Source organism: Streptomyces phaeofaciens (assembly GCF_014648915.1).
GTDB lineage: Bacteria > Actinomycetota > Actinomycetes > Streptomycetales > Streptomycetaceae > Streptomyces > Streptomyces phaeofaciens.
In genome coordinates, this window is record NZ_BMSA01000003.1 from 479,203 (window position 1) to 504,545 (window position 25,343).

26 protein-coding genes and 2 tRNA genes are annotated in these 25,343 nt (G+C 72.9%); 13 read left to right on the top strand and 15 right to left on the bottom strand.

Features of this window, described 5'->3' with window-relative positions:
* Positions 1-22: 22 nt before the first annotated feature.
* From ehuB to IE275_RS09015, 6 genes are all read left to right on the top strand, one after another.
* Positions 23-943: an ectoine/hydroxyectoine ABC transporter substrate-binding protein EhuB gene (gene ehuB / locus IE275_RS08990; protein WP_189709519.1), complete on the top strand. Its 921-nt coding sequence runs from the start codon at positions 23-25 to the stop codon at positions 941-943.
* A complete protein-coding gene (gene ehuC / locus IE275_RS08995; RefSeq protein WP_189709521.1) occupies positions 940-1,584 on the top strand; it encodes an ectoine/hydroxyectoine ABC transporter permease subunit EhuC in 645 nt (214 codons plus the stop codon). The genes ehuB and ehuC overlap by 4 nt, the downstream gene beginning before the upstream one ends.
* A complete protein-coding gene (gene ehuD / locus IE275_RS09000) occupies positions 1,581-2,231 on the top strand; it encodes an ectoine/hydroxyectoine ABC transporter permease subunit EhuD (RefSeq protein ID WP_189709523.1) in 651 nt (216 codons plus the stop codon). The genes ehuC and ehuD overlap by 4 nt, the downstream gene beginning before the upstream one ends.
* Positions 2,221-2,952 (top strand): ectoine/hydroxyectoine ABC transporter ATP-binding protein EhuA, encoded by a 732-nt coding sequence (ehuA, locus tag IE275_RS09005; protein ID WP_189709525.1) that lies wholly within the window; start codon positions 2,221-2,223, stop codon positions 2,950-2,952. Before ehuD ends, ehuA begins: the two co-directional genes overlap by 11 nt.
* A gap of 183 nt (positions 2,953-3,135) precedes the next feature.
* Positions 3,136-3,894: an IclR family transcriptional regulator gene (locus IE275_RS09010; RefSeq protein ID WP_189709527.1), complete on the top strand. Its 759-nt coding sequence runs from the start codon at positions 3,136-3,138 to the stop codon at positions 3,892-3,894.
* 135 nt (positions 3,895-4,029) lie between these two features.
* Positions 4,030-4,103 (top strand) — tRNA-Lys (locus IE275_RS09015).
* Here IE275_RS09015 and IE275_RS09020 read toward each other — a convergent pair.
* From IE275_RS09020 to IE275_RS09040, 5 genes are all read right to left on the bottom strand, one after another.
* Positions 4,069-5,712, bottom strand: coding sequence for an AMP-binding protein (locus tag IE275_RS09020; protein ID WP_189709529.1), 1,644 nt, complete (start codon positions 5,710-5,712; stop codon positions 4,069-4,071). The two genes, IE275_RS09015 and IE275_RS09020, sit on opposite strands and share 35 nt — an antisense overlap.
* 40 nt (positions 5,713-5,752) lie before the next feature.
* On the bottom strand, positions 5,753-6,214 hold the full coding sequence (locus tag IE275_RS09025) for a DUF3592 domain-containing protein (protein WP_189709531.1): 462 nt from the start codon (positions 6,212-6,214) through the stop codon (positions 5,753-5,755).
* A gap of 242 nt (positions 6,215-6,456) precedes the next feature.
* Positions 6,457-7,062 carry a lytic polysaccharide monooxygenase auxiliary activity family 9 protein gene (locus IE275_RS09030; protein ID WP_189709533.1) on the bottom strand — a complete coding sequence of 202 codons (606 nt, stop codon included), beginning with the start codon at positions 7,060-7,062 and terminating at the stop codon, positions 6,457-6,459.
* 135 nt (positions 7,063-7,197) lie between these two features.
* The gene (locus IE275_RS09035; protein WP_229870171.1) at positions 7,198-8,247 is read right to left on the bottom strand and encodes an SPFH domain-containing protein; all 1,050 of its coding nucleotides are present in this window, start codon (positions 8,245-8,247) and stop codon (positions 7,198-7,200) included.
* Between the two features lie 484 nt (positions 8,248-8,731).
* A complete protein-coding gene (locus tag IE275_RS09040) occupies positions 8,732-10,135 on the bottom strand; it encodes a peptidoglycan-binding protein (protein WP_189709535.1) in 1,404 nt (467 codons plus the stop codon).
* Positions 10,136-10,330: 195 nt separating this feature from the next.
* Between IE275_RS09040 and IE275_RS09045 the strand changes: the two genes are divergently transcribed.
* Positions 10,331-10,404 (top strand) — tRNA-Lys (locus IE275_RS09045).
* Between the two features lie 401 nt (positions 10,405-10,805).
* Here IE275_RS09045 and IE275_RS09050 read toward each other — a convergent pair.
* The 5 genes from IE275_RS09050 to IE275_RS09070 form a co-directional block, all read right to left on the bottom strand.
* Positions 10,806-11,468 carry a class F sortase gene (locus IE275_RS09050; RefSeq protein ID WP_189709537.1) on the bottom strand — a complete coding sequence of 221 codons (663 nt, stop codon included), beginning with the start codon at positions 11,466-11,468 and terminating at the stop codon, positions 10,806-10,808.
* Positions 11,469-11,471: 3 nt separating this feature from the next.
* A complete protein-coding gene (locus IE275_RS09055) occupies positions 11,472-12,068 on the bottom strand; it encodes a hypothetical protein (protein ID WP_189709540.1) in 597 nt (198 codons plus the stop codon).
* Positions 12,069-12,348: 280 nt separating this feature from the next.
* Positions 12,349-13,128 (bottom strand): HAD-IIA family hydrolase, encoded by a 780-nt coding sequence (locus IE275_RS09060; RefSeq protein WP_189709541.1) that lies wholly within the window; start codon positions 13,126-13,128, stop codon positions 12,349-12,351.
* Between the two features lie 108 nt (positions 13,129-13,236).
* Positions 13,237-14,220 carry a hypothetical protein gene (locus tag IE275_RS09065; protein WP_308435639.1) on the bottom strand — a complete coding sequence of 328 codons (984 nt, stop codon included), beginning with the start codon at positions 14,218-14,220 and terminating at the stop codon, positions 13,237-13,239.
* Positions 14,221-14,398: 178 nt separating this feature from the next.
* Positions 14,399-15,505: an ROK family transcriptional regulator gene (locus tag IE275_RS09070; RefSeq protein ID WP_189709545.1), complete on the bottom strand. Its 1,107-nt coding sequence runs from the start codon at positions 15,503-15,505 to the stop codon at positions 14,399-14,401.
* Positions 15,506-15,561: 56 nt separating this feature from the next.
* On the opposite strand from IE275_RS09070, the gene IE275_RS09075 reads away from it, so the two are divergent.
* Entirely contained in the window at positions 15,562-16,629 is a 1,068-nt protein-coding gene (locus tag IE275_RS09075; RefSeq protein ID WP_189709547.1) for a Gfo/Idh/MocA family protein, read from the top strand.
* Entirely contained in the window at positions 16,629-17,138 is a 510-nt protein-coding gene (locus IE275_RS09080) for a heme-degrading domain-containing protein (RefSeq protein WP_189709549.1), read from the top strand. Before IE275_RS09075 ends, IE275_RS09080 begins: the two co-directional genes overlap by 1 nt.
* A gap of 96 nt (positions 17,139-17,234) precedes the next feature.
* On the opposite strand, the gene IE275_RS09085 is transcribed toward IE275_RS09080, so the two are convergent.
* The 4 genes from IE275_RS09085 to IE275_RS09100 all read right to left on the bottom strand — a co-directional run bounded on the left by IE275_RS09085 (position 17,235) and on the right by IE275_RS09100 (position 19,929).
* Complete coding sequence (locus IE275_RS09085) at positions 17,235-18,092, bottom strand: fumarylacetoacetate hydrolase family protein (RefSeq protein WP_189709551.1); 858 nt, start codon at positions 18,090-18,092, stop codon at positions 17,235-17,237.
* A gap of 115 nt (positions 18,093-18,207) precedes the next feature.
* Entirely contained in the window at positions 18,208-18,906 is a 699-nt protein-coding gene (locus tag IE275_RS09090) for a YidC/Oxa1 family membrane protein insertase (RefSeq protein ID WP_189709553.1), read from the bottom strand.
* 105 nt (positions 18,907-19,011) lie between these two features.
* Positions 19,012-19,341, bottom strand: a complete 330-nt coding sequence (locus IE275_RS09095; protein WP_189709555.1) for a DUF6412 domain-containing protein — start codon at positions 19,339-19,341, stop codon at positions 19,012-19,014.
* A 60-nt stretch (positions 19,342-19,401) separates the two neighbouring features.
* The gene (locus tag IE275_RS09100; protein ID WP_189709557.1) at positions 19,402-19,929 is read right to left on the bottom strand and encodes a winged helix-turn-helix transcriptional regulator; all 528 of its coding nucleotides are present in this window, start codon (positions 19,927-19,929) and stop codon (positions 19,402-19,404) included.
* A 68-nt stretch (positions 19,930-19,997) separates the two neighbouring features.
* Between IE275_RS09100 and IE275_RS09105 the strand changes: the two genes are divergently transcribed.
* From IE275_RS09105 to IE275_RS09115, 3 genes are all read left to right on the top strand, one after another.
* Entirely contained in the window at positions 19,998-21,407 is a 1,410-nt protein-coding gene (locus tag IE275_RS09105) for an MFS transporter (protein WP_189709559.1), read from the top strand.
* 259 nt (positions 21,408-21,666) lie between these two features.
* A complete protein-coding gene (locus IE275_RS09110; protein ID WP_189709561.1) occupies positions 21,667-22,425 on the top strand; it encodes a hypothetical protein in 759 nt (252 codons plus the stop codon).
* On the top strand, positions 22,418-22,801 hold the full coding sequence (locus IE275_RS09115) for a GntR family transcriptional regulator (protein WP_189709563.1): 384 nt from the start codon (positions 22,418-22,420) through the stop codon (positions 22,799-22,801). Before IE275_RS09110 ends, IE275_RS09115 begins: the two co-directional genes overlap by 8 nt.
* A gap of 19 nt (positions 22,802-22,820) precedes the next feature.
* Here IE275_RS09115 and IE275_RS09120 read toward each other — a convergent pair whose 3' ends face one another.
* Positions 22,821-23,606 (bottom strand): class E sortase, encoded by a 786-nt coding sequence (locus IE275_RS09120; protein WP_229870161.1) that lies wholly within the window; start codon positions 23,604-23,606, stop codon positions 22,821-22,823.
* Between the two features lie 213 nt (positions 23,607-23,819).
* On the opposite strand from IE275_RS09120, the gene IE275_RS09125 reads away from it, so the two are divergent.
* Positions 23,820-25,292, top strand: a complete 1,473-nt coding sequence (locus IE275_RS09125) for a glycoside hydrolase (protein WP_189709567.1) — start codon at positions 23,820-23,822, stop codon at positions 25,290-25,292.
* Positions 25,293-25,343: the final 51 nt, after the last annotated feature.

The window sequence follows — 25,343 nt, forward strand, 5'->3', positions numbered from 1 at the left end:
GGACCCGGGTAGCCGCGCCGCCATGGCTCGACCCACCGGACACTCCGGAAACAGGCAACCCCTCCTTCAGGCATCCACCAGCCGCCGATCGCTGCTCGCGGGGGTGGCGGCGCTCGGCACGCTGGGCGCGGCGGGCTGCTCGCGCGTGGCCACGGCCTCCACCACCGAGGGCGGTGATCTGCTCGACCGGCTCAGAGCCGCCGGCGTCGTCCGGCTCGGGATCGCCGGGGAGATCCCCTTCGGGTACATCGACCGGGACGGCCGGCTCACCGGCGAGGCGCCCGAGCTGGGCCGGGCGATATTCAAGCGGCTCGGGGTGGACCGGGTGCAGCCCGTGCCCACCGAGTTCGGGTCGCTGATACCCGGGCTGAACTCCCAGCAGTTCGACGTCGTGGCCGCCGGGATGTACGTCAATCCCGACCGCTGCGAGCAGGTGATCTTCGCCGACCCGGACTACCAGATGCTGGACGCGTTCATCGTCCGCAAGGGCAATCCGAAGGGGCTGCACGACTACCGCGACGTCGTGGCGAAGAAGGCCCGGTTCGCGACCGGCACCGGGTACGCCGAGATCCAGTACGCCGTCGACGCGGGGTATCCGCAGGACGACATCCTGATCGTGCCGGACCAGGTCGCCGGGCTGAACGCCGTGGAGGCGGGGCGGGTCGACGTGTTCGCCGGTACGGCCCTCACCGCCCGGGAGGTCGTGAAGAAGTCGGCGAAGGCCGAGGCGACGAAGCCGTTCGCGCCGCTGGTCGACGGGAAACCGCATGTCGACGGGGGCGCGTTCGCGTTCCGGCCGACCGAGACCCGGCTGCGGGACGCCTTCAGCGCCGAGCTGCGCGCGCTGAAGAAGAGCGGCGAGCTGCTGCGGATCCTGCGGCCCTTCGGGTTCACCCGGGCCGAGATGACGGACCTGACCGCGAAGGAGCTCTGCGGCGGATGACCACAGGACTCTGGGAACTGGTTCTCCGGGGGGTGTGGACGACCGTCCAGCTCCTCGTGCTCAGCGCCCTGCTCGGCGCGGTGGTGGCCTTCGTGGCCGGCGTCGCGCGCACTCACCGGCGGTGGCCGGTCCGCTTCCTCGCGGGCTTCTACACCGAGGTGTTCCGCGGGACCTCGGCCCTCGTGATGATCTTCTGGGTGTTCTTCGTGCTGCCGCCCGCCTTCGGCTGGCAGCTGGTGCCGCTGTGGGCGGGCACCCTCGCCCTCGGCCTGACCTACGGGGCGTACGGCGCGGAGATCGTGCGCGGCGCGCTGCTCGCCGTCGACCCGGCGCAGAACGAGGGCGGCATCGCCCTCGGCTTCACGCCCGGCCAGCGGACGCGGAAGATCCTGCTGCCGCAGGCGGTGCCGGAGATGATCCCGCCGTTCTCCAACCTGCTGGTCGAGCTGCTCAAGGGCACCGCCCTGGTGTCGGTGATGGGCATGGGCGACCTGGCCTTCAGCGGCAACCTGGTGCGCCTCGCGCTCCAGGAGAGCGCGGAGATCTACACGTACGTCCTGCTCATCTACTTCGTGATGGCGTTCGCGCTGACCCGGCTGATGCGGGGTCTCGAAGGCCGGCTGAAGGCGGGTGTCCGATGAACTGGGACTGGGACGCCGTACGCGACTTCATGCCGCTGTTCCTGGACGGTCTCGCCGTCACGCTCCAGGCGCTGGCCCTCGGGTCGCTGATCTCCTTCACGCTGGGGCTGGTCTGGGCGCTGCTGATGCGGACGCCGACCCGGTGGGTGCGGTGGCCGGTGGGGATCGTCACCGAGTTCGTCCGGGACACCCCGCTGCTGGTGCAGCTGTTCTTCCTCTTCTACGTGCTGCCGGAGTGGGGGCTGACCCTGTCGGCGATGGCCACCGGGGTCGTGGCCATCGGGCTGCACTACTCGACGTACACGATGCAGGTCTACCGGGCCGGCATCGAGGCGGTGCCGGCCGGGCAGTGGGAGGCGGCGACCGCGCTGAACCTGCCCAGGGCGCGGACCTGGCGTGCGGTGATCCTGCCGCAGGCCGTCCGCCGGGTGGTGCCCGCGCTCGGCAACTACGTCATCGCGATGCTCAAGGACACGCCGATGCTGATGGCGATCACCGTGCTGGAGATGCTCGGCCGGGCGCGGCTCTTCTCCCAGCAGCACTTCCAGTTCACCGAGCCCCTCACGGTGATCGGCGTGGCCTTCGTCGTCATCTCCTCCCTCGCCTCCCTTCTCCTGCGCACCCTGGAGCGTCGCCTTGTCCGTTGAGTTCAGCAATGTCACGAAGCGGTTCGGGGACAACACGGTCCTCGATCATCTGGACTTCTCCGTGAAGCCGGGGAAGCACGTCACCCTCATCGGGCCGTCCGGGTCCGGGAAGACGACCATCCTGCGGATGCTGATGACCCTCACCGAGCCGGACGAGGGGACGATCACCGTGGACGGGGAGCGGCTGTTCCCGGCGTCGGAGCGGCAGGTCCGTGCCGTGCGCCGGAAGATCGGGATGGTGTTCCAGCAGTTCAACCTGTTCCCGAACATGAGCGTGCTCAGGAACATCGCCGAGGCGCCGGTGACGGTGCTCGGGCTGTCGAAGGACGAGGCGGAGGCGCGGGCGCGCGAGTTGCTGGAGCTGGTGGGGCTGGCGGACAAGTGCGACGCGCGGCCGTCGCGGCTGTCGGGCGGGCAGCAGCAGCGGGTGGCGATCGCACGGGCGCTGGCGATGCGGCCGCAGGTGCTGCTGCTCGACGAGGTGACCTCGGCGCTCGACCCCGAACTGGTCGCGGGGGTGCTGGATCTGCTCCGGGACATCGCCCGCAGCACCGACATCACGATGCTCTGTGTGACCCACGAGATGAATTTCGCCAGAGACATATCCGATCAAGTACTGATGTTCGACGCCGGGCGGATCGTGGAGTCGGGTTCACCGGAGAAGATCTTCAACGATCCGGAGCAGGAGCGGACGCGGGAGTTTCTCGGCGCCGTGCTGTGAGAGTCCCCAGCTCTCGACGACGGGGCATGACCTTGGCATATGCCAGGGTGCCAGTACCGCAGTTGGGGGGTCCGTAAGAAGAACGGATTCTCGTCGACAACCCCTCCCCCGAGCCCCCCTGGCCGTTATCGTGGAGGTGATTCGCTGCCCGGATCACGGCCAGAAAGCGACCAGGGGGGAACCGTGGCGCTCAAGCACGAGCCGACCGTGCCGTACCACTCGGCCCAGGACGCCCTGCGCGTCCTGGAGACGGTGGCGCGGCACTCCACCGGTGTCACCGACGCCGAACTGGCGCGCCAGACCGGCCTGGGCGGGGAGCGGCTGAGCGCCCTCGTGCGCATGCTGCGCCGCGAGGGGTACGTCGAGCAGGTCGCCGACGGGGCCTACGTCACCGGTGACGTCCTCGCCCGGCTGGGCTCCGCCGAGGGCCGTCGCGCGGCCCTGCGCGACAAGATCCAGCAGACCCTGGACCGGCTGCGCGACTCGATCGGCGCCGCCGTCTACGTCAGCCGGTACGTCGACGGCGAGGTCACCATCGACCAGTACGCCGACGGCCCCGGCACCCCGGCCGTCAACGAGTGGTTCGACTTCCGCTCCTCCGCGCACGCCACCGCCCTCGGCAAGAGCCTTCTCGGCCAGCTCGACCACAACGGCCGGCGCGACCACCTGTCCCGGCACAAGATGGCCCGCCTCACCTCGCGCACCATCACCAGCGACAAGCTGCTGCTCTCCCGGCTGGAGGCACAGCCGCCCACGGTCCCGGTGCTCGACCTCCAGGAGTACGCGGTGGGCACGGTCTGTGCGGCCGTCCCGATCACCGCCGGCTCCTCGGTGGGCTGCCTGGCCCTCTCCCTGCCCGTCGCCCACGCCCACCGCCTGCGCCAGGCCGCCGACGCCCTGAACAGGAACGCGGCACCCGTCCTGCTCTCCCTCGCCATCTAGGACAGGCTCCGAAGGAGCAGCGGGGCGGCCGGGGCGGGCCTCCGTCGGCCGGCTTCGGCGTGGTCGGAAGCATGCCCGCGGACCGGGTACTATTTTCTCTGTCGCCGGCCGCACCAAGCGGAAGGCGAGAGTCATGCGCCGCTAGCTCAGTTGGTTAGAGCAGCTGACTCTTAATCAGCGGGTCCGGGGTTCGAGTCCCTGGCGGCGCACCGATGAAGGGCCTCTCGTGGAAACGAGGGGCCCTTCGGCGTCCTCCGCGGTCAGTCTGCGGTACGCCCGCTCCCCCGGCGGCCGCCACCACACCGGATCGGCGCACCGCACCCCCTCCCCGCGCAGCAGCGCCCGGTGGATCTTGTTGGTGGCCGTGACCGGCATCCGCTCCACCACCCGCACGAAACGGGGCGCCATCTTCGTCCCCAGGTCCGGCTGGGCGCGCAGGAACGCCGCGAAGGACTCCGGCGCGAAGTCCCCGGCCAGCGCCGCCATCACCTGGTCCCCGGTCACCGGGTCCGGCACCGCGTAGACGGCGACGGCGGCCGTCCCCTCGTACCGGGCGAGGATGTTCTCGATCATCGCGGCGGCCAGGTTCTCACCGTCGACGCGGAGCCGGTCGTCGGCGCGGCCCGCGAAGTAGAGATGGCCGGCCCGGTCCCGGCAGAAGAGGTCGCCCGTCCAGTACCAGCCCTCCCGTGTGCGCTCGGCCTCCGCCGCGGGGTTGCGCCAGTAGCCCTCGAACGGGTTCGGCGCCCGGTTCACCAGCTCCCCGATCGCCGTGTCCCCGTTCAGCAGCCGTCCCGCCGCGTCGAACTCGGCCGGCGGGCACTCGGCCCCGGACTCCGGGTCCAGGACGACAAGACCGGGGGCCGCCCGGCCCACCGCCCCCGCCGGCGTGCCCGGCGTCCACTGCACGGCCGCGCCGCCCTCCGACGAGCCGTACCCCTCCACCAGCCGCACCCCGAACCGCCGCTCGAAGGCCGCCGCGTCCATCACCCCCGCCTCGGTCCCGAAGCCGAGCCGCAGCACATGGTCCCGGTCGTCCGGGCCCGGCTCGGTGGCGAGGACGTACTGGATCGCCCGGCCCACATAGGTGAAGTACGTCGCCCGGTAGCGCCGTACGTCCGCGAGGAACCCGGAGGCGGAGAACCGCCGGCGCAGCGCCACCCCGGCACCGGCCGCGAGGGCGGGCGCCCAGTCGGCGATCACGGCGTTGCCGTGGAACATCGGCATGCAGACGTAGTGCACGTCGTCGGGGCGGACGGAGAACTGCCCGGCCAGCGAGCGGCCCGCGGCGGCCAGCCGGCCCTGGGTGCAGATCGCGGCCTTGGGGGCGCCGGTCGAACCGGAGGTGAAGTAGAGGAGGAACCGGTCGGCGGACCGGGCCCGGGACGGGTCCGGGCGGGCGTCCGCATACGGGGCGAGGAGCGCGTCGTACTCCTCGGTGCCGATGGTGAGCAGGCGCACGCCGGGCAGGTCCAGGCCCCGCAGGAGCGGGAGGTGGGCGGGCTCGGCGATCAGGAGGCGGCACTCGGTGTGCAGGATGTCCCGGGCCAGTTCGGGGCCCCGGCGGGTGGGGTTGACGCCGACGACCGCCGCGCCCGCGAGCGCGGCGGCGGACAACCACAGCGGGAACTCCGGGGTGTTGTCGAGCAGCACCCCGAGATGGGGTGGCCCTTGCGGGGGCAGCAGGTCGGCCAGCAGGGCCGCGCGGGCGGCGGCCCCGGCCGCGATCTCGTGGTGGCTGAGGACCAGGTCCTCGCACCACAGCCCCGGGCGGTGGTCGTCCCACCGCGCTGCCACCAGTTCCGCGACGGACTCCATGGCAGCGCACGGTAGTTGACGGACCGTCAGATAGGGAGGGTTACGGCATGAAGCCGTCGGACTCGGCGAAGATCCAGTGGGCGGTGACCATGAAGAAGACGCAGAAGGTGATGCCCGCGCCGAGGAAGACCAGCAGGCAGCCCTGCTCGGCGAGGAGCCTGCCGCGGGCCGGCGGCTTGGCCGTGGCCTGCTCGGGGCGGTCCGCCGCGTAGTGCACGGTGACGATGTCGCCTTCGAGGATCGTCCCCGGCCCGTTCGCCTCCTCGAAGCGGACGGTGCGGCCGTCGCGGGTGGCGAACTCGTAGACGTGGTGCAGGGTGGTCGACACCATGGTGTCGCCGCCGCCGCTGGTCGTCGTGTACGTCCGCAGACAGCGCGCCTCGGCCGTGAGACCGCTGTCCCAGGCCCGGCTGACCCGCTGCGCGCGGCCGACGACCGTGAACGCGGCCAGCAGCAGGCCCGCGATCATGATCGACGGCACGATGTAGAAGAGGACTTCCACGGCTTCCCCCCGAGGTCGGCGCCGGTGCGTTCGACCGGCGTGGAGGGAACGTACCCGCCCGGCCTTCGGGTCTGACTCAAGGGAAGCTCAGAAGTCGCGCCCCGGCGATCCACGGCCGGCGGATCGCCGCCCGCGGAGCCGAAGTCGCGCCCCCGCGTGCGGGATCCGCGTCCGGAATCCGCGTGCGCCGACGCTCGGGCGGTGGCCCGGGGCCGGCGCACGCGGAGGTCACCCGCGCGGGGTCAGAACGTGACGTCCGAGCAGGCGTAGAACGCGTTGGTCGTGTCGGCGACCGTCCACACCGCGACGATCACGTGACGTCCGCTGAGCCCGGACGGCAGCGTGCCGCTGTGCGAGAGGGTGGACGGGGGCCGCTGACCGCCGTAGGGCACGGTCAGGAACGGGGTGAGGTTGAGGTCGGAGCGGGCCAGGTTGTGGTTCTGGTTCCAGCCCTGCTTGGTGACGTAGTACTTGAAGTCGGTGGTGGCGTGCATGGCGGTGAACTGCCAGCGGAAGGTGTAGCTCTGACCGCCGGTCACCCGGGTGGCCGGCCACGCCCCGCCCCCGGGGGTCTTCGGGCTGTCGAGCTGGGCGAAGCGGGTGTTGTTCGCGGAACAGATCCGTCCGTCGGCCGCCCCGGACGCCGGGAAGCCCTTGGGGCCCTCGACGCTCTGCGGCTCCCACTGGATGTCGCCGCAGTTGGTGACGGTGCCGTTCTGGCAGAGCTTCTGCCGGCTGATGGGCAGGTCGGTGTAGCCGTGGCCGCTCGCGCCCCCGGCGGTGAGCACAAAGGCTCCCGCCGTGGTGAGCCCGAGCGCGGCGGCGTACCACTTGGTCTTTTTGAGCATGCTGCCGCTCCTGGAGAACGTGGGGAGTTCAGTGAGGAGTTCAGTGAGCTGTGCTTGCAGGTCTAGACCAAGTCTGAGGTTATGGGCGTTTCTTGAACATGTCCATACCAATCACGGACCGTGTTCGAGGGACCGTCACGGCCCCTGTTCCCCGCGCCCCGCGCAGAAGGCGACGGTCAGGTCCTTCACCAGCGCCTTGCGCTCGTAGTCGTCCAGTTCCACGAGCCCGCGCATGGTCAGCCGGGTCACCGTGTCCTCCACCGAGTCGACGACCGAGGTCAGCACGGTCGCCCGGTGCTGGGCGTCGAGCGCGGCGATCCGGCGGCGGTGCATCGCGCCGGCCACCTCCGGGGCGTACTCGACCCGCAGCGGCTGCACCGAGTACACCTCGATGCCGATCGCGCCGGCGTCCCGCGCGACCCGCCGGGTCAGCGCCTCTCCCGCCGCCTCGACCGAGCCCCGCCCCGAACCCGGGGCCTCCACCGGGATCCGGGCCAGCGCCGCCTCCACGCACTCCCGCAGATACGTCTCGTGGTCCTCGACGCCGAGCGTGGCCCGCACGGTGTCCCGCACCCGCCACACCACCAGGACGACGACCCGCAGCGCGACCCCGCTGCCGTCCGCCGCCGCCATCGGCTCGCTGCGCCAGTGCCGCAGCCGGACGTCGACCCGGCGGCGCAGCAGCAGCGGGTTGACCCACAGCAGGCCGGTGCGGCGCACGGTCCCCCGGTAGCGGCCGAACAGGCCGAGCACCCAGGCCCGTCCGGTCCGGCCGCGCGCCAGCCCGCCGAAGCCGAACATGCCGAGGGCGCCGGCGCCCGCGTACGCCGCCCACTGCGCCGGGCCGAGTCCCGCGCCGACCCAGTCCGGGAGCATCAGCGCCTCCACCGCCGGCGGGGGCAGCACGCCGGCCCACCACGAGGTGGCCAGACAGCCCGCCGCCCCACAGGTCCCGGCCAGCACGCCCACCGCACCGGGCAGCACCCGCGCCCGCCGCTCCACCAGACCGGGGTCGACCTCCGCGACGGGCCTCGCCTTCACCGGCCCCGGCCGCCGCAGCCTCGGCTGCTCCCCCGTCCCGGCCCGACTCCCCACCACGGCGGACCCCAGCGCCACCGGCCGCGGCTCGACCTCGTCCCGGAACAGCAGATGGACGGGGATCTCGGTGGTCGCCTCGTTCTGGATGAGCCGGGGGGTGGGGCGGGGCGCCGCGAATTCGGGGGCGGGGTGTTCAGGGGCGGGGTGTTCAGGGGCGGGGTGTTCAGGGGCGGGGTGTTCAGGGGCGGGGTGTTCAGGGGCGGGGTGTTCAGGGGCGGTGCCGGACGGCCGGCCGAGCGGGGTGTCCGGGGCAGCCGCCTCCACCAGGGCAGGCACCTCCGGGGCAGGCACCTCCGCAGCCGCCTCCGTCGAGGCAGGCACCTCCGTCGGGGCAGGCACCTCCGTCGTCGTGCCCTCGACCGGGTGCGTCCCGTCGGACACGTCCGGCCCGTCAGGGGTGCCCGGGGCCGCGGGGCGGACTCCCGTTCCCTCCGGCTCGGGCGTGTGTGAAGTGGTCGTGTTCATTGCGTGCCTCCAGCCTCCGCGCCAGATACGCCATGACAGTGAAGTGAGTGGGGGATGTCCCGGGCACCCGGGAGGGGGCCGCCCGGGAGGTCGCCCGGCGGGTCGTCTAGGAGAAGAGGCGCCGCCAGGTCTCCGGCCCCGGGTGGCCGTCCGCCGCGCCGCCCCGCCAGCCCTGGGCGCGCTGGAACGCCTCGACGGCACGCCGGTCCGCCTCGCCCCAGCGCGGCCCGGGACCCTTCGCGTAGAACCTGCCGAATCCTTTCTTCACCAGCTGCCTCCCCAACCGGGTGACGTGCGCGTTCTGCGCCCCGGGCCGGAACAGGGCCCGGCCCGGGTAGGCGGGGACGAGCGGCGCCGGGGTGGAGGCGGGCGGACCGCCCGTCCCGGGCAGCGTCGTGGGCGGCGTGGCCGGCGGCGTCGTTCCCTGTGCCGCCGGGATGTCCCTGCCCCTGCCGGTGACCAGCAGGGACCAGGTCAGCGGGCCCGGCAGCCCGTCGGCGTCGGCGCCGCGCCAGCCCTGCGCCTGCTGGAACGCCTGGGTGGCCCGCAGATCGGCGTTCGACCAGCGCGGGCCGGGCCCCGTGGTGTAGAAGCGGGCGCCGCCGCGCTCGACGAGGAGCCGGCCGAGCTGGGTGACGTACGCGTTGCCGGCCCCCGGGCCGAAGTACGCCCGCCCGGGGTACGGCGTCGCCGCGGCCGCGCCCGGCTTGGCCCCGTCGTCCCCGGTCGGCTGCGGGGCCCCCGCCGCCCCGCCGGTGGCGCCGTCGGCGGCCGTGACGCCCTTGTAGCGGTAGGGGACATAGCCCTCGGACTGGCTCCAGTAGGCATAGGGCGTGGCCTGCCGGCGGGTGGCCGGGCGGGTCTGTTCATAGGCGAGGTAGTAGGTGTGGGTGTAGTCCGTCCAGCCGCCGAAAATGACGACGTGCGAGCCTTTCTGCGGGTCGGTCGGATTGTGGAACAGCAGAATGTCGCCGGGCTGGAGTTCCTCCTGGGAAATACGCGTCCCGTACTGCCCGAGACTGCCCGTCCACTCGTTCCCCGGCAGGTTCCAGGCCATCGAGACGAACCCCGAACAGTCCTGCCGGTAACCGTCGGACCAGTACGCGGTCATGCTGTACGGCACCTGCCGCGCGACCCATTCCTTGGCCCGCCGGATGATCTCCGCCCGGGTCGTCGCGGGCGTCTTCACCGGCCCCGCCGGAGGGGCCGACTGGGCCGGCCGTCCGCTCGGACCGTGCAGCGGGGCCTTGGCCCCCTGCGGGGTATCAGGCTCTTCACCTGCGGGAACGCCGGGCCGGGCGGGTGCGTGCGGGGCGGCGAGGGCCGGTACGGCGTGACCCGCGCCGAGGGCCGCGGCGGTCGCCGTGGCGACGACGAGGGTGCGATGCGCGGCCGGGTGGCCGACGAATCCGCACCCCCCGCCGCGCGGACCCACCCGCCGCCAGTGGACGCAGCCGGGGCAGTCGCAGTCACTCGCGGGATCGAATTCCTCGAATACCGGAGTATCCATGCGATTCCCCTCACACTCCAGATGGAAATGTCCGCACCTGCGCATGTTCGTCAGTTTCTCAACTGTCCTCCCGCCGCGCATGCTGACGGTCCGAATGATGTACGCCACCGCCGGCGCCGTCCGTACCCGCCCGGCCCCGCGCTCCGGTGGTCGGGCGCACCCCTCGAGGTCATGTAGAGTTGTCGACGTCAGCAGGCGCCGCTAGCTCAGTTGGTTAGAGCAGCTGACTCTTAATCAGCGGGTCCGGGGTTCGAGTCCCTGGCGGCGCACAGACAGCAGAGGCCCTTCGCGGAAGCGGAGGGCCTTTCGCATGCCCCCCGGCAGCCCACGGGCCGCCGCCCAAGCGGGCCCGTCACGGGGCGAGTTGCTCCGAGAGGCCCTCTAGGCCAGGGGGTTCCTCCCGTTCTAGAGTCGGCTCGAACGGCCCTGACCGCCTCGGCGACTCCCCGTCGCCGCACGGTGCGCAGCCGCTTCACAGCCTCCCGCGCCGGTCGCCGGGCCACTCCCGCAGCCCGAGCGCGCGCGGTCGAGGACCGGCCCGGTCGGCGGTTTCGAGGGAGCGGGCCGCCGCCCGGGCCAGGTGAGCGGACGGGTCACCGAAGCGGGCCCGGCCGCGCATCAGCGGGCACCGGCCCCGGCGGGCACGTGACGGGCACCGCCGCCCCGGCGGTCACACGCCCGTACCCGTCAGATACGCCGACACGATCACGTTGGCGGTGTAGCTGCGGCTGACCCGGTCGAAGGTGCCGCCGCAGGTGATCAGCCGCAGCTCGGCGCGGCCCGACTCACGGGTTCCGTACGCCTGCCGCGCGTCGAAGCCGTCGCGCTGGACGACGTCGACGTCGTCCACGGTGAACTCGGCGATCTTCCCGTCGTCCCGGGCCACCCGGATCGTCTCGCCGGCCCGCATGGTGCTGAGCTTGTAGAACACGGCGGGCCGGGTCTCGGTGTCGACGTGCCCCACCATCAGCGCGGTGCCCGGCGCACCGGGTTTCGCACCGGCCGCGTACCAGCCGACGACGCCCGCCTGGTCGAAGGGCGGCGGGTCGATCCCGCCCTCGGTGTCCAGGCCGCGGGCGACCACCGGCGCCTGCACACCCAGCTCGGGTATGTCGATGCGCTGGGGCAGCGCCTGCGCCAGGGGTGCGGCGGCGGGCGGCAGGTCGACGTCGCCCGGACGGCCCACCGCGGCCACGTCACCCGTGGTCGCGGCGGATCGGCCCGGCCGTACATCCGTCACCTCGCGCCCCCACAGCCACAGCCCGAACAGCAGCACGGCCCAGGCCACACAGGTGAGGAGGCGACCGGAGGAGCGTTCGCGGTCGTCGGACACGGCTCAGCCCGCCCTGCGGCCCCGGCGGACGCTCCGGAACGTCACGACGGCCGCGGCGACGGCCGCCAGGGCCAGACCGGTGACCGCCTGTGCGGTCCCGGGACCGTGCGCGGCCGGCGCCTCGTCGGCGGCGACGGCGAGCGGTGCGGCACCGCCGCCGCCCGCGCGCACGGGAGCGACCGGGATGTCGGGGGACGTCGGCTCGTAGGGCAGCGCCGGGTCGACCGGCCGCGGCGGGTCGTACGGCAGCGCCGCCGCGACGACCTTGATCCGGCCCTTCACCTCGAAGTCGACGCAGGTGATCTTCACGTCGTAGGTGCCGGCCTCGACCGAGGAGCGGACCTGGGTCTCGCCGACGAGCGTGCCGCCGGTGCCGACGAGACGGGCGTCCGCGACGAACGCCTCCGACACCGCGAGCGCCGATCTGCCCGCGCAGCCGGTGACCCGCAGGGCGACCTCGGCGCCCGCGACGGGGGCCGTGGGCGTCAGCGTGACGCTTCCGCCACCGTCGTCGCCCTCGCCCATCGCGTAGGCGGTCGGAATGAGCACCGCGGCGACGGCCGCGACACCCGCACACAGAGTGACCTTGAGAGAACTCATCGTGAACCTCCAGCTATCTGGAGGCTCCCCCGGAAGGACCCGCGGCGCATCCTCGAGCGGGGTCTCACTACTCCGTACGGGTAACGTCCCGCTCCCGCCGGGTTTCGACGCACGGCGGCCCGACGGGGTCGGATCCCGGGGCCGGAAGGAGCCGGATCCCGGGGCCCGACGGGGTCAGGTCCCGGGGTCGGACGGGGTCGGGTCCCAGGGCCCGACGGGGTCAGGTCCCGGGGTCGGACGGGGTCAGGTCCCGGGGTCGGACGGGGTCAGGTCCCGGGGGTCAGACGAGGTCCACCAGGTCCGCGATCGAGTCGACGATGTTGGTCGGGCGGTACGGGTAGCGGTCGATGTCCGCCCGGCCGGTCAGCCCGGTGAGGACGAGGAAGGTCTCCATCCCGGCTTCGAGCCCGGCGAGCACGTCCGTGTCCATCCGGTCGCCGATCATGGCCGAGGTCTCCGAGTGGGCGCCGATCGCGTTGAGGCCGGTCCGCATCATCAGCGGGTTGGGCTTGCCGACGAAGTACGGCTCCTTGCCGGTCGCCTTGGTGATGAGCGCGGCCACGGCTCCCGTCGCCGGCAGCGCGCCCTCGGCCGAGGGCCCGGTCTCGTCGGGGTTCGTCGCGATGAAGCGGGCACCCCCGTTGATCAGCCGGACGGCCCGTGTCATCGCCTCGAACGAATAGGTACGCGTTTCGCCCAGAATGACGAAATCGGGCTCCGAGTCCGTCAGGACGTACCCGATGTCGTGCAGGGCCGTGGTCAGGCCCGCCTCGCCGATCACGTACGCGGTACCGCCGGGGTGCTGCTTGTCGAGGAACTGCGCCGTCGCCAGGGCGGACGTCCAGATGTTCTCGGCCGGCACGTGCAGGCCCATGCGGGTGAGGCGGGCGTGCAGGTCCCGCGCGGTGTAGATCGAGTTGTTCGTCAGGACGAGGAACGGCTTGCCGGAGTCACGCAGTTTCTTCAGGAAGGCGTCGGCGCCGGGGATCGGAACGCCCTCGTGGATGAGCACGCCGTCCATGTCGGTGAGCCACGACTCGATGGGCCTGCGGTCTGCCATGTGCGGGATCTCCTGCCGTACGCATGTACGCGGTGCTGCGTCGGCTCCAGACTAGCCACGGCCCGATCTTGAGGGAATGGCCCGATTCAGGGCGTCCACCCACTGGACTCAGGGGCGTCTGCGGGCCCGGGCGAGGACCGCGCCCGCGGCGAGGAGGAGAGTGGCGCCCACGACGAGGGCGGCGGCGGACAGGGGGCCGGTGCTGGCGAGTTCCTCGATCGTGCCGGTCACGTCGGTGGACTCGGCGGGCCCGGGTGTCCCGACAGCCTGCACACCGGGTTTCTCGGCCGGGGCGGAGGTGCGGCCGGGGGGCGGGGAGGCGGCGGCCGAGGTGGCGGGGGCGGGATCGGAGCCGGAGTCCGCGTCGGGGATGGTCTCCGGGGCGGTCTCGGGGGTGCGGCCGGACTCGGGGTCGGTGGCGGCGTCCGTCTCGGCGTCCGTCTCGGGGTCGGGGTCGGGGGCGGCCTCGCGCTCGTGCTCCGGCTCGGTGCCGGGCTCGGTCTCGGGCTCGGGCTCGGTCCTGACCGCGAAGCGGTAGTCGTTCGACTGCCCGACCCAGTCGCCGTCGTCGCCGTGCCGCTGGACGACGGCCGCGTTGACGGTGATCTCGTCGGGCGGGGTGTCGGAGGTGAGCGCCAGGCGCAGCCGGACGGTGAGGGTGCGGCCGGGGCCGACCGTGAACCCGGAGAAGCCGCCGGCGGACCCCTGGGGATCGTCGGCGAACGCTCCGACGAGTTCGTCCTCGTCGGTGGGCTCGAAGCGGACGGGGTGGGCGCGGCCGGCGGCGTAGAACTCCAGGCGGGGCTGGGAGGGCTTCAGCGCGCGCTGTTCGTCGACCAGGACGACGACCGGGTGGATCCCGGTGCAGGTGCCGCGGGTGGTGTTGGTGAGGTCGAGGTACCAGGTGCCGGGGCGGCCGCCGGCCCGGTAGGTGCCGGGGCCGCCGTGCAGGCGAGTGGTGAGGGGGAAGGCGCCGTTGTCCGCGCCGGCGCAGCGCGGACCGCCGCCGTCGGCCGCGCCGGCCGTCGCGGGCACGGCGAGCAGGGCGGCGGCTGCGGCGAGGCAGAGGGGGACGGGCTTGCACAGTCGCATGGACACATGAGCCTGTGGGAAGCGGGGCCCGTCGGGGCGACGCCATTCCGTATGACCATACGATTCCGCCCGATCGGCGTACGCGCCGTCGCCTCCCCGGCCGTGCCCTCCCCGGCCGGCCCCTGCCTCGGGCGCCCAGGCCTTCCGTCGGTCGCCCCGACCTGAAGCGCCCCCGCCCTCACCCCACCCCCCACCCGAACACCGGCGCCAGCAGTAGTTGGGCCGCGCCCTCCGCGACGCCCCGTGCCCCGCCGGTGGCGAGGCGGACCGGTACCGGGCCCTCGTGGGCGCCCTCGCGGCGGGCGCGTGCGGCAAGGACGTCGGCGACGCCGTGGACGAAGGGCTCGGGGGCGGCCGTGATCGTACGGCCACCGAGCAGCACGAGGTCGATGTCGAGCAGCCCGGCCAGGTTCGCCGCGCTCTCGCCGAGCACACGGGCCGCCTCGCCGACGTCTCCCCGTTCCATGGCGGCCAGGCACAGCACCTCGACGCAGCCCCGGTTCCCGCACGGGCAGGGCGGCCCGTCCAGCTGGATGACCTGGTGGCCGAACTCCCCGGCCCCGGTCCTGGCCCCCCGGTGCACGGTTCCGCCGAGCACCAGGCCGGCACCGAGTCCCGTACCGAGGTGGAGGTAGGCGAAGGAGCCCCGCTCGCCGGCCACGGCGAGGCCGAGGGCGGCGGCGTTGGTGTCCTTGTCGACGACGACGGGCAGGCCGAGCCGCGCGGCGAGGGCGTCCCGCAGGGGGAAGCCGTCCCACTCGGGGAATCCGGTGACCCGGTGCAGTACGCCGTGGATGTGGTCCAGGGGGCCGGGCAGGGCCACGCCGACGCCGAGCAGGGAGGTGCCCGCGCCCCGGCCCAGCGTCCCGGCCTCCCGCACCACCGCGTCCAGGACGGCCTCCGCCCCCGCGCCCAGGTCCAGCGGCACGCGCCGCTCGCCCACCACGGTCCCGTCGAGGTCGGCCAGCACCGCCCGCAGCTCGTCGCGGTCCAGGTGGACGCCGACCGCGTGTCCGGCCTCGGGGACCAGCCGCAGCACCGTGCGCGGCTTGCCGCCGGTGGACGCGCGGTGGCCCGCCTCCGCGGCGAAGCCCTCCTCCCGCAGCCGTGCGGTGATCTTGCTGACGGCCTGCGGGGTCAGCCGGGTGCGCTCGGCGAGTTCGAGACGGCTGATGCCGTCCGGTCCGGCCGACCGCAGCAGGTCCAGCACCAGCGCGGCGTTGTGGCTGCGCAGGGCCGGCAGGTTCACACCGGTCGGGCCGCCGCCTCCGTTCGTCCTGTTCACCCTCTCATTCTCTCCTCCGCTTGCACTTTGGCAACAGCGTTGCGAAAGTGGATCCCATGACTGGTACTCCCCTCCGCGTGGGCCTGGTGGGTTACGGCCTCGCCGGCTCCGTCTTCCACGCCCCGCTGATCGCCGCCACCGACGGCCTCGCTCTCGACACGGTGGTCACCTCGAACCCCGAGCGGCAGGAGCAGGCCCGCGCCGGGTTCCCGGAGGTGACCGTCACCGCGACCGCCGACGACCTCCTCGCCCGCGCCGACGAGCTGGACCTCGTCGTCATCGCCTCCCCGAACAAGACGCACGTCCCGCTGGCGACCGCCGCCCTCGAGGCCGGCCTGCCGGTCGTCGTCGACAAGCCGGTGGCGGGCACGGCGGCCGAGGCCCGCGAGCTGGCGGCGCTCGCCGAGAAGCGCGGCCTGCTCCTCTCCGTCTTCCAGAACCGCCGCTGGGACAACGACTTCCTGACCCTGCGCCGGCTCGTGGCCGACGGCGAGCTGGGTGACGTATGGCGCTTCGAGTCCCGCTTCGAGCGGTGGCGTCCGCAGCCGAAGGGCGGCTGGCGGGAGTCCGGCGACCCCGCAGAGATCGGAGGTCTGCTGTACGACCTCGGCAGCCACCTCGTCGACCAGGCGCTGGTGCTGTTCGGCCCCGCCGTCTCCGTGTACGCCGAGGCGGACGTCCGCCGGCCGGGCGCGGAGACCGACGACGACACCTTCATCGCGGTCACGCACGCGAACGGCGTCCGCTCCCACCTCTACGCCTCCGCGACGACGTCCCAGCTCGGCCCGCGCTTCCGGGTGCTGGGCTCGAAGGCCGGATTCGTGAAGTACGGCCTCGACCCCCAGGAGGCGGAGCTGCGCGAGGGCGGGCGTCCGGGCCCCGGCTGGGGCGAGGAGCCGGAGGAGCTGTGGGGCCGCCTCGGCGCCGGGGAGTCCCCGCTGACCGGCGGCGGAAGCCCCGTTCGGACCCTCCCCGGCGACTACCCGGCCTACTACGCTGCGGTGTCCAAGGCACTGATCGACGGCGGCCCGAACCCGGTGACCGCCGTCGAGGCGGCCGCCGCCCTCGATGTCCTGGAGGCGGCCCGCCGTTCGGCACGAGACGGAGTGGCGGTGACGCTGTAATGGGCACCCACGAGCTGACCCCGAAGTTCACCCCGGAGATCACCCCGACCCTGGAGGAGCTTCAGGCCCAGGAACGGCGGCTGGTCTTCCGCCAGTTCACCCACGACGACGCGTGGGAGCTCGGCTCCCTGCTGGTGGAGCTGGCGCGGGAGCGGCAGGCGCCGGTCGCGATCGACATCCACCGCGCCGGCCAGCAGCTCTTCCACGCGGCGCTGCCGGGTTCCGCCCCCGACAACGACGCGTGGATCGCCCGCAAGCGCCGGGTGGTGGAGCGTTTCGGCGCCTCCTCGTACCTGGTGGGCGCCCGCTGCCGTGCGAAGGGCACGACGTTCGAGGAGTCCTCCCGGCTGGACCCCGACACGTACGCGGCCCACGGCGGCTCCTTCCCCGTCAACGTCGACGGCGTCGGCATCATCGGCGCGGTGACGGTGTCGGGCCTGCCCCAGCTGGAGGACCACCGGTTCGTGGTGGGGGCGCTGGAGCAGTTCCTGGAGAAGTACCTGGGCTGAAGCGCCCGTAAGGGGCGCGGGGAACCGCGCGCCCGGCCACGGACGGCCCACGGCCGACCGACCGGCGCGGTTCCCCGACCCCCGAGCGCGGAGCGCCTACGCGTCCTTGAACTCCTGCCGCTGGCGCCCCAGCCCCGTGATCTCCAGCTCCACCACGTCCCCCGCCCGCAGGAACGGCTTCGGCTCGGGCGCGCCCAGGGCCACCCCGGCCGGCGTCCCGGTGTTGATGACGTCCCCGGGGTAGAGCGTCATGAAGTGGCTGACGTACCGCACGACCTCCCCCACGGGAAAGATCTGTTCCGCCGTCGTCCCGTCCTGCTTGCGCTCACCGTTCACCCACAGCCTCAGGGACAGGTCCTGCGGGTCGGCGACCTCGTCCGCCGTCACCAGCCACGGCCCCAGCGGGTTGAACGTCTCGCAGTTCTTGCCCTTGTCCCAGGTCCCGCCCCGCTCGATCTGGAACTCCCGCTCGGACACGTCGTGCGCGACGGCGTACCCGGCGACATGGGCGAGCGCCTCCTCGGCCGACTCCAGGTAGCGGGCCGTACGCCCGATGACGACCGCCAGCTCCACCTCCCAGTCGGTCTTGGTGGAACCGCGCGGGACGAGCACGGTGTCGTTCGGTCCGACGACCGTGTCCGCCGCCTTGAAGAAGATGACGGGCTCGGCGGGCGGCTCGGCCCCGGTCTCCCGGGCGTGGTCGTGGTAGTTCAGCCCGATGCACACGATCTTGCCGATCCGGCCCAGTGGCGGTCCGATCCGCAGACCGGTCGCGTCGAGCACGGGCAGCTCACCGGATTCCGCCGCCGAGCGGACCCGGTCGAGCGCCGCGTCGTCCGCGAGCAGCGTGCCGTCGATGTCGTCCACGACACCGGACAGGTCCCGCAGGGTTGCGTCGGCGTCGAGCAGCGCGGGCCGCTCCGCTCCCGCCGTACCGACTCGCAGCAGCTTCATGATCACAGTCTCCCTAGATCGCGGGGCGCCCGCCGACGGGTGCAGCCATCGGAGGACTGGTCGATCCTCCAAGCTCGGCGTCCACTCCGCAATACCCGGTTCACGTACTGGACCGTCACTTGTAGAGGACCGCGCGTTCGATCGCGGCCCATGTGGAGCTGGTGACCACGTACAGCGCGGCGGCCAGCGGTACGACGGCCACGGTGACCAGTGTGAAGAAGGACATGAACGGCATGACCTTGGTGAGGGCGCCGATCCCGGGCACGTCCTGGCCGCCGGTCTCGGGCTGCGGCATCCGCCTGGCACGCGTGTAGTTGAAGGAGGCGACGGCGGCGACCAGGGCGAACAGCGCGAGGTAGACCAGCCCGGCCCCGCCGAGGAGGCCGCCCCCGGCGAGGGCGTCCGTCCAGCGGCCGCCGAGGGGCGCGGCGAACAGCCGGTGGCCGAGCAGCTCGTTGGTCGTGCCGCCGATCGAGGAGCTGGAGAAGAGGTGGTAGAGCACGAAGAACGCGGGCAGCTGGAGCAGGCTGGGCAGACAGCCGGACACCGGCGACACCTTCTCCTCGGCGTGCAGGTCCAGCACGGCCTTCTGGAGCCGTTCGGGGTTCTTCGCGTGCTTTTTGCGCAGCTCGGCGATCCTCGGCTGCAACGCCGTACGGGCCTTCTGGCCGCGGGCGGCCGCCCGGGAGAGGGGGTGGACGAGGAGTCGTACGAGCGCGGTGAACAGGACGATCGCGGCGGCCGCCGCGGCCGCGCCGAACAGCGGGTGGAGCAGGTCGGCGAGGTGGCCGACCAGGTCAGCGAAGACGGACATGGGTGAGGAGCCCTCCGGGGGTCTCGTCGTGCCGGGGTGGGTGCCGGGGTGTTCCGGGCATGGCGGCAGGACGACCCGCGCGGGGCCGGGAGCGAGAAGAAGGCCCTACGCGGTGGTCGTCGCGAGGGCGTGGCCGGGTGCCCGGGGGCGGGGCCGGCCGGAGGCGTCCGGATCGCGTTGCGGCAGGAAGGCCGTACGGCGGGCGCGGTCCCTGATGGCCGTGCGCACCCGGGTGGGCGGGACGGCGGGGGCGCTGCGCGCGGCGAGGAGGGCGCAGACCGCGAGGGCGGAGGAGGCCGCGGCGGTGGCGGCGAGGGCGACGGCGGCGGAGAGACTGCCGGAGTCCAGGAGCAGCACGTCGAAGGCGAGGAGGACGAGGGCGACAAGGAAGGGCGGGGCGGCGCGGCGCGCGGCGAACCGGCTGTGCGTCGTCACTGCTCCTCCTTCCGCCGGGAGTTCCCGGACGTCCCGGACGTCCCGGACGTCCTCCACCGGTTATACCTGACCCGTGTCGATCGGCTCCAGGAGGCGCTTGGGTCGCAGCAGGGCCCGGCTCACGGGGTCGGCCGGGTCGGGGTCGAGTCCCGGCCCCGGCACCATGAGGACGTCCGGGGCGGGCACAAAGGTTCCGCAGGCGGGGCACTCGCCGTACGCGCCGAGTTCGGTGCCGCAGCCGGTGTGCCGGAAGATCCGCAGCTGTTCCTCGCCGAAGTGCTCGCGGCCCCACCGGCCGAGTGAGCGCAGGGTGGGCCACAGGGCGATGCCGCGCTCGGTGACGACGTACTCGTCGCGGGGCGGGGACTGCTGGTAGCGGCGCTTCTCCAGGATGCCCTCGGCGGTGAGCGCCTGGAGGCGGGCGGCCAGCACGGCGCGCGGAATGCCGAGGTGGACGAGGAAGTCGTTGTAGCGCCGGACGCCGTAGAGCGCGTCGCGTACGACGAGCAGGGTCCAGCGTTCGCCGACGACCTCCAGTGCCCGGGCGATCGAGCACTCCTGTGTCGCGTAGTCCTTGCCGAGTGCCATGCGGTCCACTGTAACCACTTTCGCCTGGTCGGTTCAATCAATGAACCAAGGGTGCTACCGTCGGAGGCATGAGCAGGTTCATTGAACGAACTGAGAGTCCGGCCGGGAAGACCGCACAGGTGGCCGCCCCAGCGGTCCGCCCCGGCGCCACCCTCGCCGTGACCAGCGCCGCCACCGCCCTCGCGCTGATGACGTACACCGCGCCGATGGTCACGCTCGCCGGCACCGCGGCCGAGCTGCACACCCCGCTGTCCGCCCAGGCCTGGCTGCTCAACGGCACCCCGCTCGGCCTGGCCGCCGTCCTGCTGGTGGCCGGCAGCCTGGCCGACGACCACGGCCGGCGCCGCGTCTTCGTCTGGGGCACCCTCGCCCTCGCCCTCACCACCCTGCTCGGCGGACTCGCGACGACGACCCTGGCGTTCACCCTGGCCCGGGTCGCGCAGGGAGCGTCCAGCGCGGCACTGCTCGCCAGCAGCCTGGGACTGCTCGTGCACGCCTTCCCCACCCCGCACGGCCGGCTGCGCGCGACCGGGGTGTGGGGTGCGTTCGTCAGCGCCGGCATCGCGGTGAGCCCCCCGCTCAGCGGGGCCCTGCCCGACTGGCGGCTGGTCTACGGCGTCCTCGGCGCCGCCACCCTGGTCGTCGCGGCCCTCGCGCCGCGCGTCCTCACGGAGTCCCGCTCACCCCGCGGCGGCCGCCCCGACCTGCTCGGCGCGGCGACCTTCGGGGCGGCGACCGTCGCCCTGATCGCGGCGCTCACCCTGGGCCGCGACGGCTGGCTGCGGGCGCCGGTCGGGCTGCTCCTCGTGGCGGCGATCGCCCTGCTGGCCGTCTTCGCGGCGGTGGAGCGCAGAACGGCCACCCCGATGATCGACCTCGCACTGCTGCGCCGGCCCGACTTCCTGGCGTCCTCGCTCGGCGGACTGGTGACAGGCCTCGCGGTGATCGGCCTGTTCAGCTTCCTGCCGACGGTGTTGCAGCGCACGCTCGGCCTGTCCCCCATGGACACGGCCTGGCTGTTCCTGCTCTGGTCCGGCCTCTCCTTCGTCGTCGCCCTCCAGGCCCGCCGCCTCGCCGGCCGCGTCCCGCCCCGCGCCCAGCTCGCCCTCGGCTTCGCCCTGCACGCGGCGGGCGCCCTCGCCCTGCTGGGCGCGGTGGACGCAGGGTCCTGGCAACGGATGCTGCCGGGGTTCGTCGTCTCGGGCATCGGCAGCGGTCTGCTGAACGCGGCCCTGCCGCTGCTCGCCGTGGAGTCCGTACCGGCGGCACGGGCGGCCATGGGCTCGGGGGCCCAGCAGACCCTGCGGTACGTCGGTTCCTGCGCCGGGGTGGCCCTGACCATCGCCCTGGTCACGGGCACGGGCGGCGGGCTCGCCCGGGGCGCGGACCTGGCGATGGTGGTGTCGGCGGTGCTGGCGGCACTGGGGGCGGTCCTGGTGGGGGTCACCCACCGGAAGAACGGGGCGCGGGTGGCGTAGGGGTCGATGCGGGTGGCGCAGGGGTCGATGCGGGCGACGCGGAACTCGACTCGGGCGGCGCGGAACTCGGCGCGGCCGGCGCGGAATTCGGCGCGGCCGGCGCGGAACTCGGCGCGGGCGGCGCGGAACTCGGCGCACCGGCGCGGAACTCGGCGCACCGGCGCGGAACTCCCGGCTTGTACCAAGGGTTTGACACAAGAAGCCGCGGCCCGGCATCTTGTACTCACCACTTGATACAAGCATTCCACCGGGGACCGACATGATCGACACCGTCACGCCCGACAGACTCCTGGCCCGCGCCGACCTGTGTGCCCGTTGGGCCGGGCTGGCGCTCGGGGTGGCGGTCGCCCAGGGGCTGGCCACGATGGACAGCGACGACATGGCCATGCCGTTCGTGTCCGCCGTCACCGCCTTCGGACTGTGCGCGGTGGGCGGGGTGCTGCTCGGCGACTCCCTCACCCCCGCCCCGCAGGACAGGGTCCGCACCGCCGCCCTCTCCCCGCGCCGGGTCCGCAACCATGTACCGCCCCGGATGGCCCCCCTGCTCGTCTTCCAGACGGCGTGCCTCGCCGTCCTGCTGGTGATCGGGGCCGCCGCGGCCGACGCCGACGGCGCGGGCCGTACCGGCCGGGCCCTCGCCGTGACCTGCGCGATCGGCCCGACCCGCCACCTCACCCCCTGGCCGGGCCTCTACTACGCCGCCCCGGTCCTCGTCTCCCTCACCCTCGGCACCGCCGCCTGCGCCTGGTCCCTGCGCCGCATCGCCCATCGCCCCGGCGACAACCTGAGTCGCCACGACCGCAGTTGGGCGATCACCGCGGCCTGGGGACTGCTGGTCTCCAGCCAGCTGCTGCTCGTCCTGGGGATGATCGGCCGGGTGCTGTTCTACTCGCGGTGCGCCGGGATGCTGGGCAACTTCGCCGCCCTGGTGATCTACCCGCTGGGCCTGCTGAGCCTGTTCACCCTCGGCTGGTCCGTGTTCACCATCGTCGTCCCCCGGGCCGTCGACGATGAGTGAGCCCGCCGTCCACGTCGACACCACCAGCCAGGTGTCGCCGTACGAACAGATCCGCGCGCAGCTCGCCGCCCTGATCGTCTCCGGCCGGCTGACGGAGGGCGAACGGCTGCCGACCGTGCGCCAGCTCGCCGCCGACCTGGGTCTCGCGCCGGGCACGGTGGCCCGCGCCTACCGCGAGCTGGAGGCGGCCGAACTGATCCGCACCCGCCGCGGCGCGGGCACCCGGGTCGCGGCGCCCCCGCCCGGACCGACCCGCCCCGACCCGGGCCAACTCGCCACCCTGGCCCGCGACTTCACCGCCTCCGCGCGAGCTCTGGGAGCGGACCCGGAGGCCGTCCTGGACGCCGTCCGGGAGGCTCTGGAGGAGCGGCCGTAGCCGTGGCGCGGGTTCGCGCTCACTCCCGGGGCCGGGCGGCGGTCAGCTTCCCCCACACCACCAGCCGGTACCGGGAGGTGTACTCCGGCGTGCAGGTGGTGAGCGTGAGGTAGCGGCCGGGGGCGTCGTAGCCGTACGACGGCCTGGTCAGGGAGCGGGGTACCGGCCGGATGACACCGACGTCGCGGGGCGAGGTCCGCGGGAGGACCGCGTCGACGGTGTACGTGTAGCGCATGCTCCTGGTCTCCACGGTGATCGTGTCGCCCTTCCTCAGCCGGTTGAGGTACCGGAAGGGCTCGCCATGGGTGTTGCGGTGCCCGGCGAGGGCGAAGTTGCCGGTCCGGCCCGGCTGTTGGGTGTGCGGGTAGTGACCGACGTACCCCTTGTTGAGGACTTTCTGCTTACTGGTGCCCTCGGCGACGGGGACGCGCAGGCCGAGGCGGGGGACGGTGAGGACGGCGTACGTGGCGGAGGAGGCGGGGGCGCCGCCGGACTGTACGGAACCGGAGCCGAATTCGGAGCCGGATTCCGCGGTGCCGCCACCGGATCCACCGGCACCGCCGGCCTCCCCGGTCCCGGTCCCGGTCCCGGCGTCACTACCACTGGTGTCCCACTCCCGCTCCAGGGCCTCCACCCTCCGTTCGGCGCCCTCCTTGGCCTCCCGGTTGGTCCACCACAGCTGGTGGGCGACGAGCAGCAGAACCAACAGCCCTGCGGTGATGAGGAGTTCGGCACCGCCGAAGAGCACGCGCCGGATCCGGGCGCGCCGCCGGCGGGTGCTGTGCTGCACGAGGGGAATCCGCACGCGGGGCACCATAGGCGGCCGGGGACGAGGTCTCCAGACCCGTACCGCCACGACTCCCTTGCGCGGCCCGGCCGTTCGCCCCATCGAACCGTTGCGGCGCCTTCCTCCATAGGTTGGAGAAAGGGCTGTCAGAACCCTCGACAACCCCACGCGCCACACCCGATGCTTCGTTGCGGCCGAACGGGACCGGCCACGACTCGGAGCGGAGTAGTCATGATCCGACGCAGGACACTGCTGGCCGCCACCGGCGGCGCGCTCTTCGGAACCGCGCTCGCGACGGGCACCGCCCACGCCGACGCGACGATCGCCGTCAACCCCTCCACGACCTACGGCACCTGGGAGGGCTGGGGCACCTCGCTCGCCTGGTGGGCCAACGTCTTCGGCACCCGCAACGACTTCGCCGACATCTTCTTCACGACGAACTCGGTGACGTACAACGGCACGACACTCCCCGGCCTCGGCCTGAACATCGCCCGCTACAACCTCGGCGGATGCAGTACGAACACCGTGAACGGCGAGAGCATGGTCGCCTCCCCGAACATCCCCGCGTACAAGCAGATCGAGGGCTACTGGCAGGACTGGAACAACGAGGACCCCACGTCCTCGGCGTGGAAGTGGACCGCGGACGCGACCCAGCGCGCGATGCTGCTGAAAGCGGTCGCCCGGGGCGCGACGACGGAGCTGTTCGCCAACTCCCCCATGTGGTGGATGTGCCTGAACCACAACCCCTCCGGCGCCACCGGCGGCGGCAACAACCTCCAGTCCTGGAACTACCGCCAGCACGCCTCCCACCTCGCGGCCGTCGCCCTCTACGCCAAGAACAACTGGGGCGTGAACTTCGCGACGGTCGACCCCTTCAACGAGCCCTCCTCGTCCTGGTGGACGGCGACGGGCACGCAGGAGGGCTGCCACATGGACGCGACGGTCCAGTCGGCCGTCCTGCCCTATCTGCGCAGCGAACTGGACCAGCGCGGCCTGACGTCGACGAGGATCTCGGCGAGCGACGAGACGAGCTACGACCTGGCCCGTACGACCTGGAACTCCTTCTCGTCGACGACGAAGGGGTACGTGAACCAGGTCAACGTGCACGGCTACCAGGGCTCGGGAGGCCGCCGCGACCTGCTCTACACGGACGTGGTGACGACGTCCGGCAAGAGGCTGTGGAACTCGGAGACCGGCGACAACGACGGCACCGGCATGACCATGGCCGGCAACCTGCTCTACGACTTCCGCTGGCTGCACCCCACGGCCTGGGTCTACTGGCAGGTCATGGACCCGACGGCGGCCTGGGCGATGATCGCCTACGACGCGAGCACGCTCCAGGCGGGCGCGGTGCAGACGAAGTACTACGTCATGGCGCAGTTCAGCCGCCACATCCGCCCCGGGATGACGATCCTGGACACGGGCGTGAGCTACGCGGTCGCGGCCCTGGACCGGACGGCGAAGCGGCTGGTGATCGTGGCCGCGAACACGTCGTCGTCGGCCCAGACCCTGACCTTCGACCTGTCCGGCTTCACGACGGTGACGGGCGGCACGAACGGCCTGGCCCCGCGCTGGAACACGGTCACCACGGGCGGGGACCAGTACAAGTCGTACTCGGACACCTTCCTCAGCGGGAAAACGGTGAGCGTGCCGTTCGCGGCGAAGTCGGTGCAGACGATCCAGGTGGACGGGGTGACGGTGTAGGGCCTTCCGGCCCTGGCCTGCACGTATCTCACCAATGTCACCGGCGGGCAG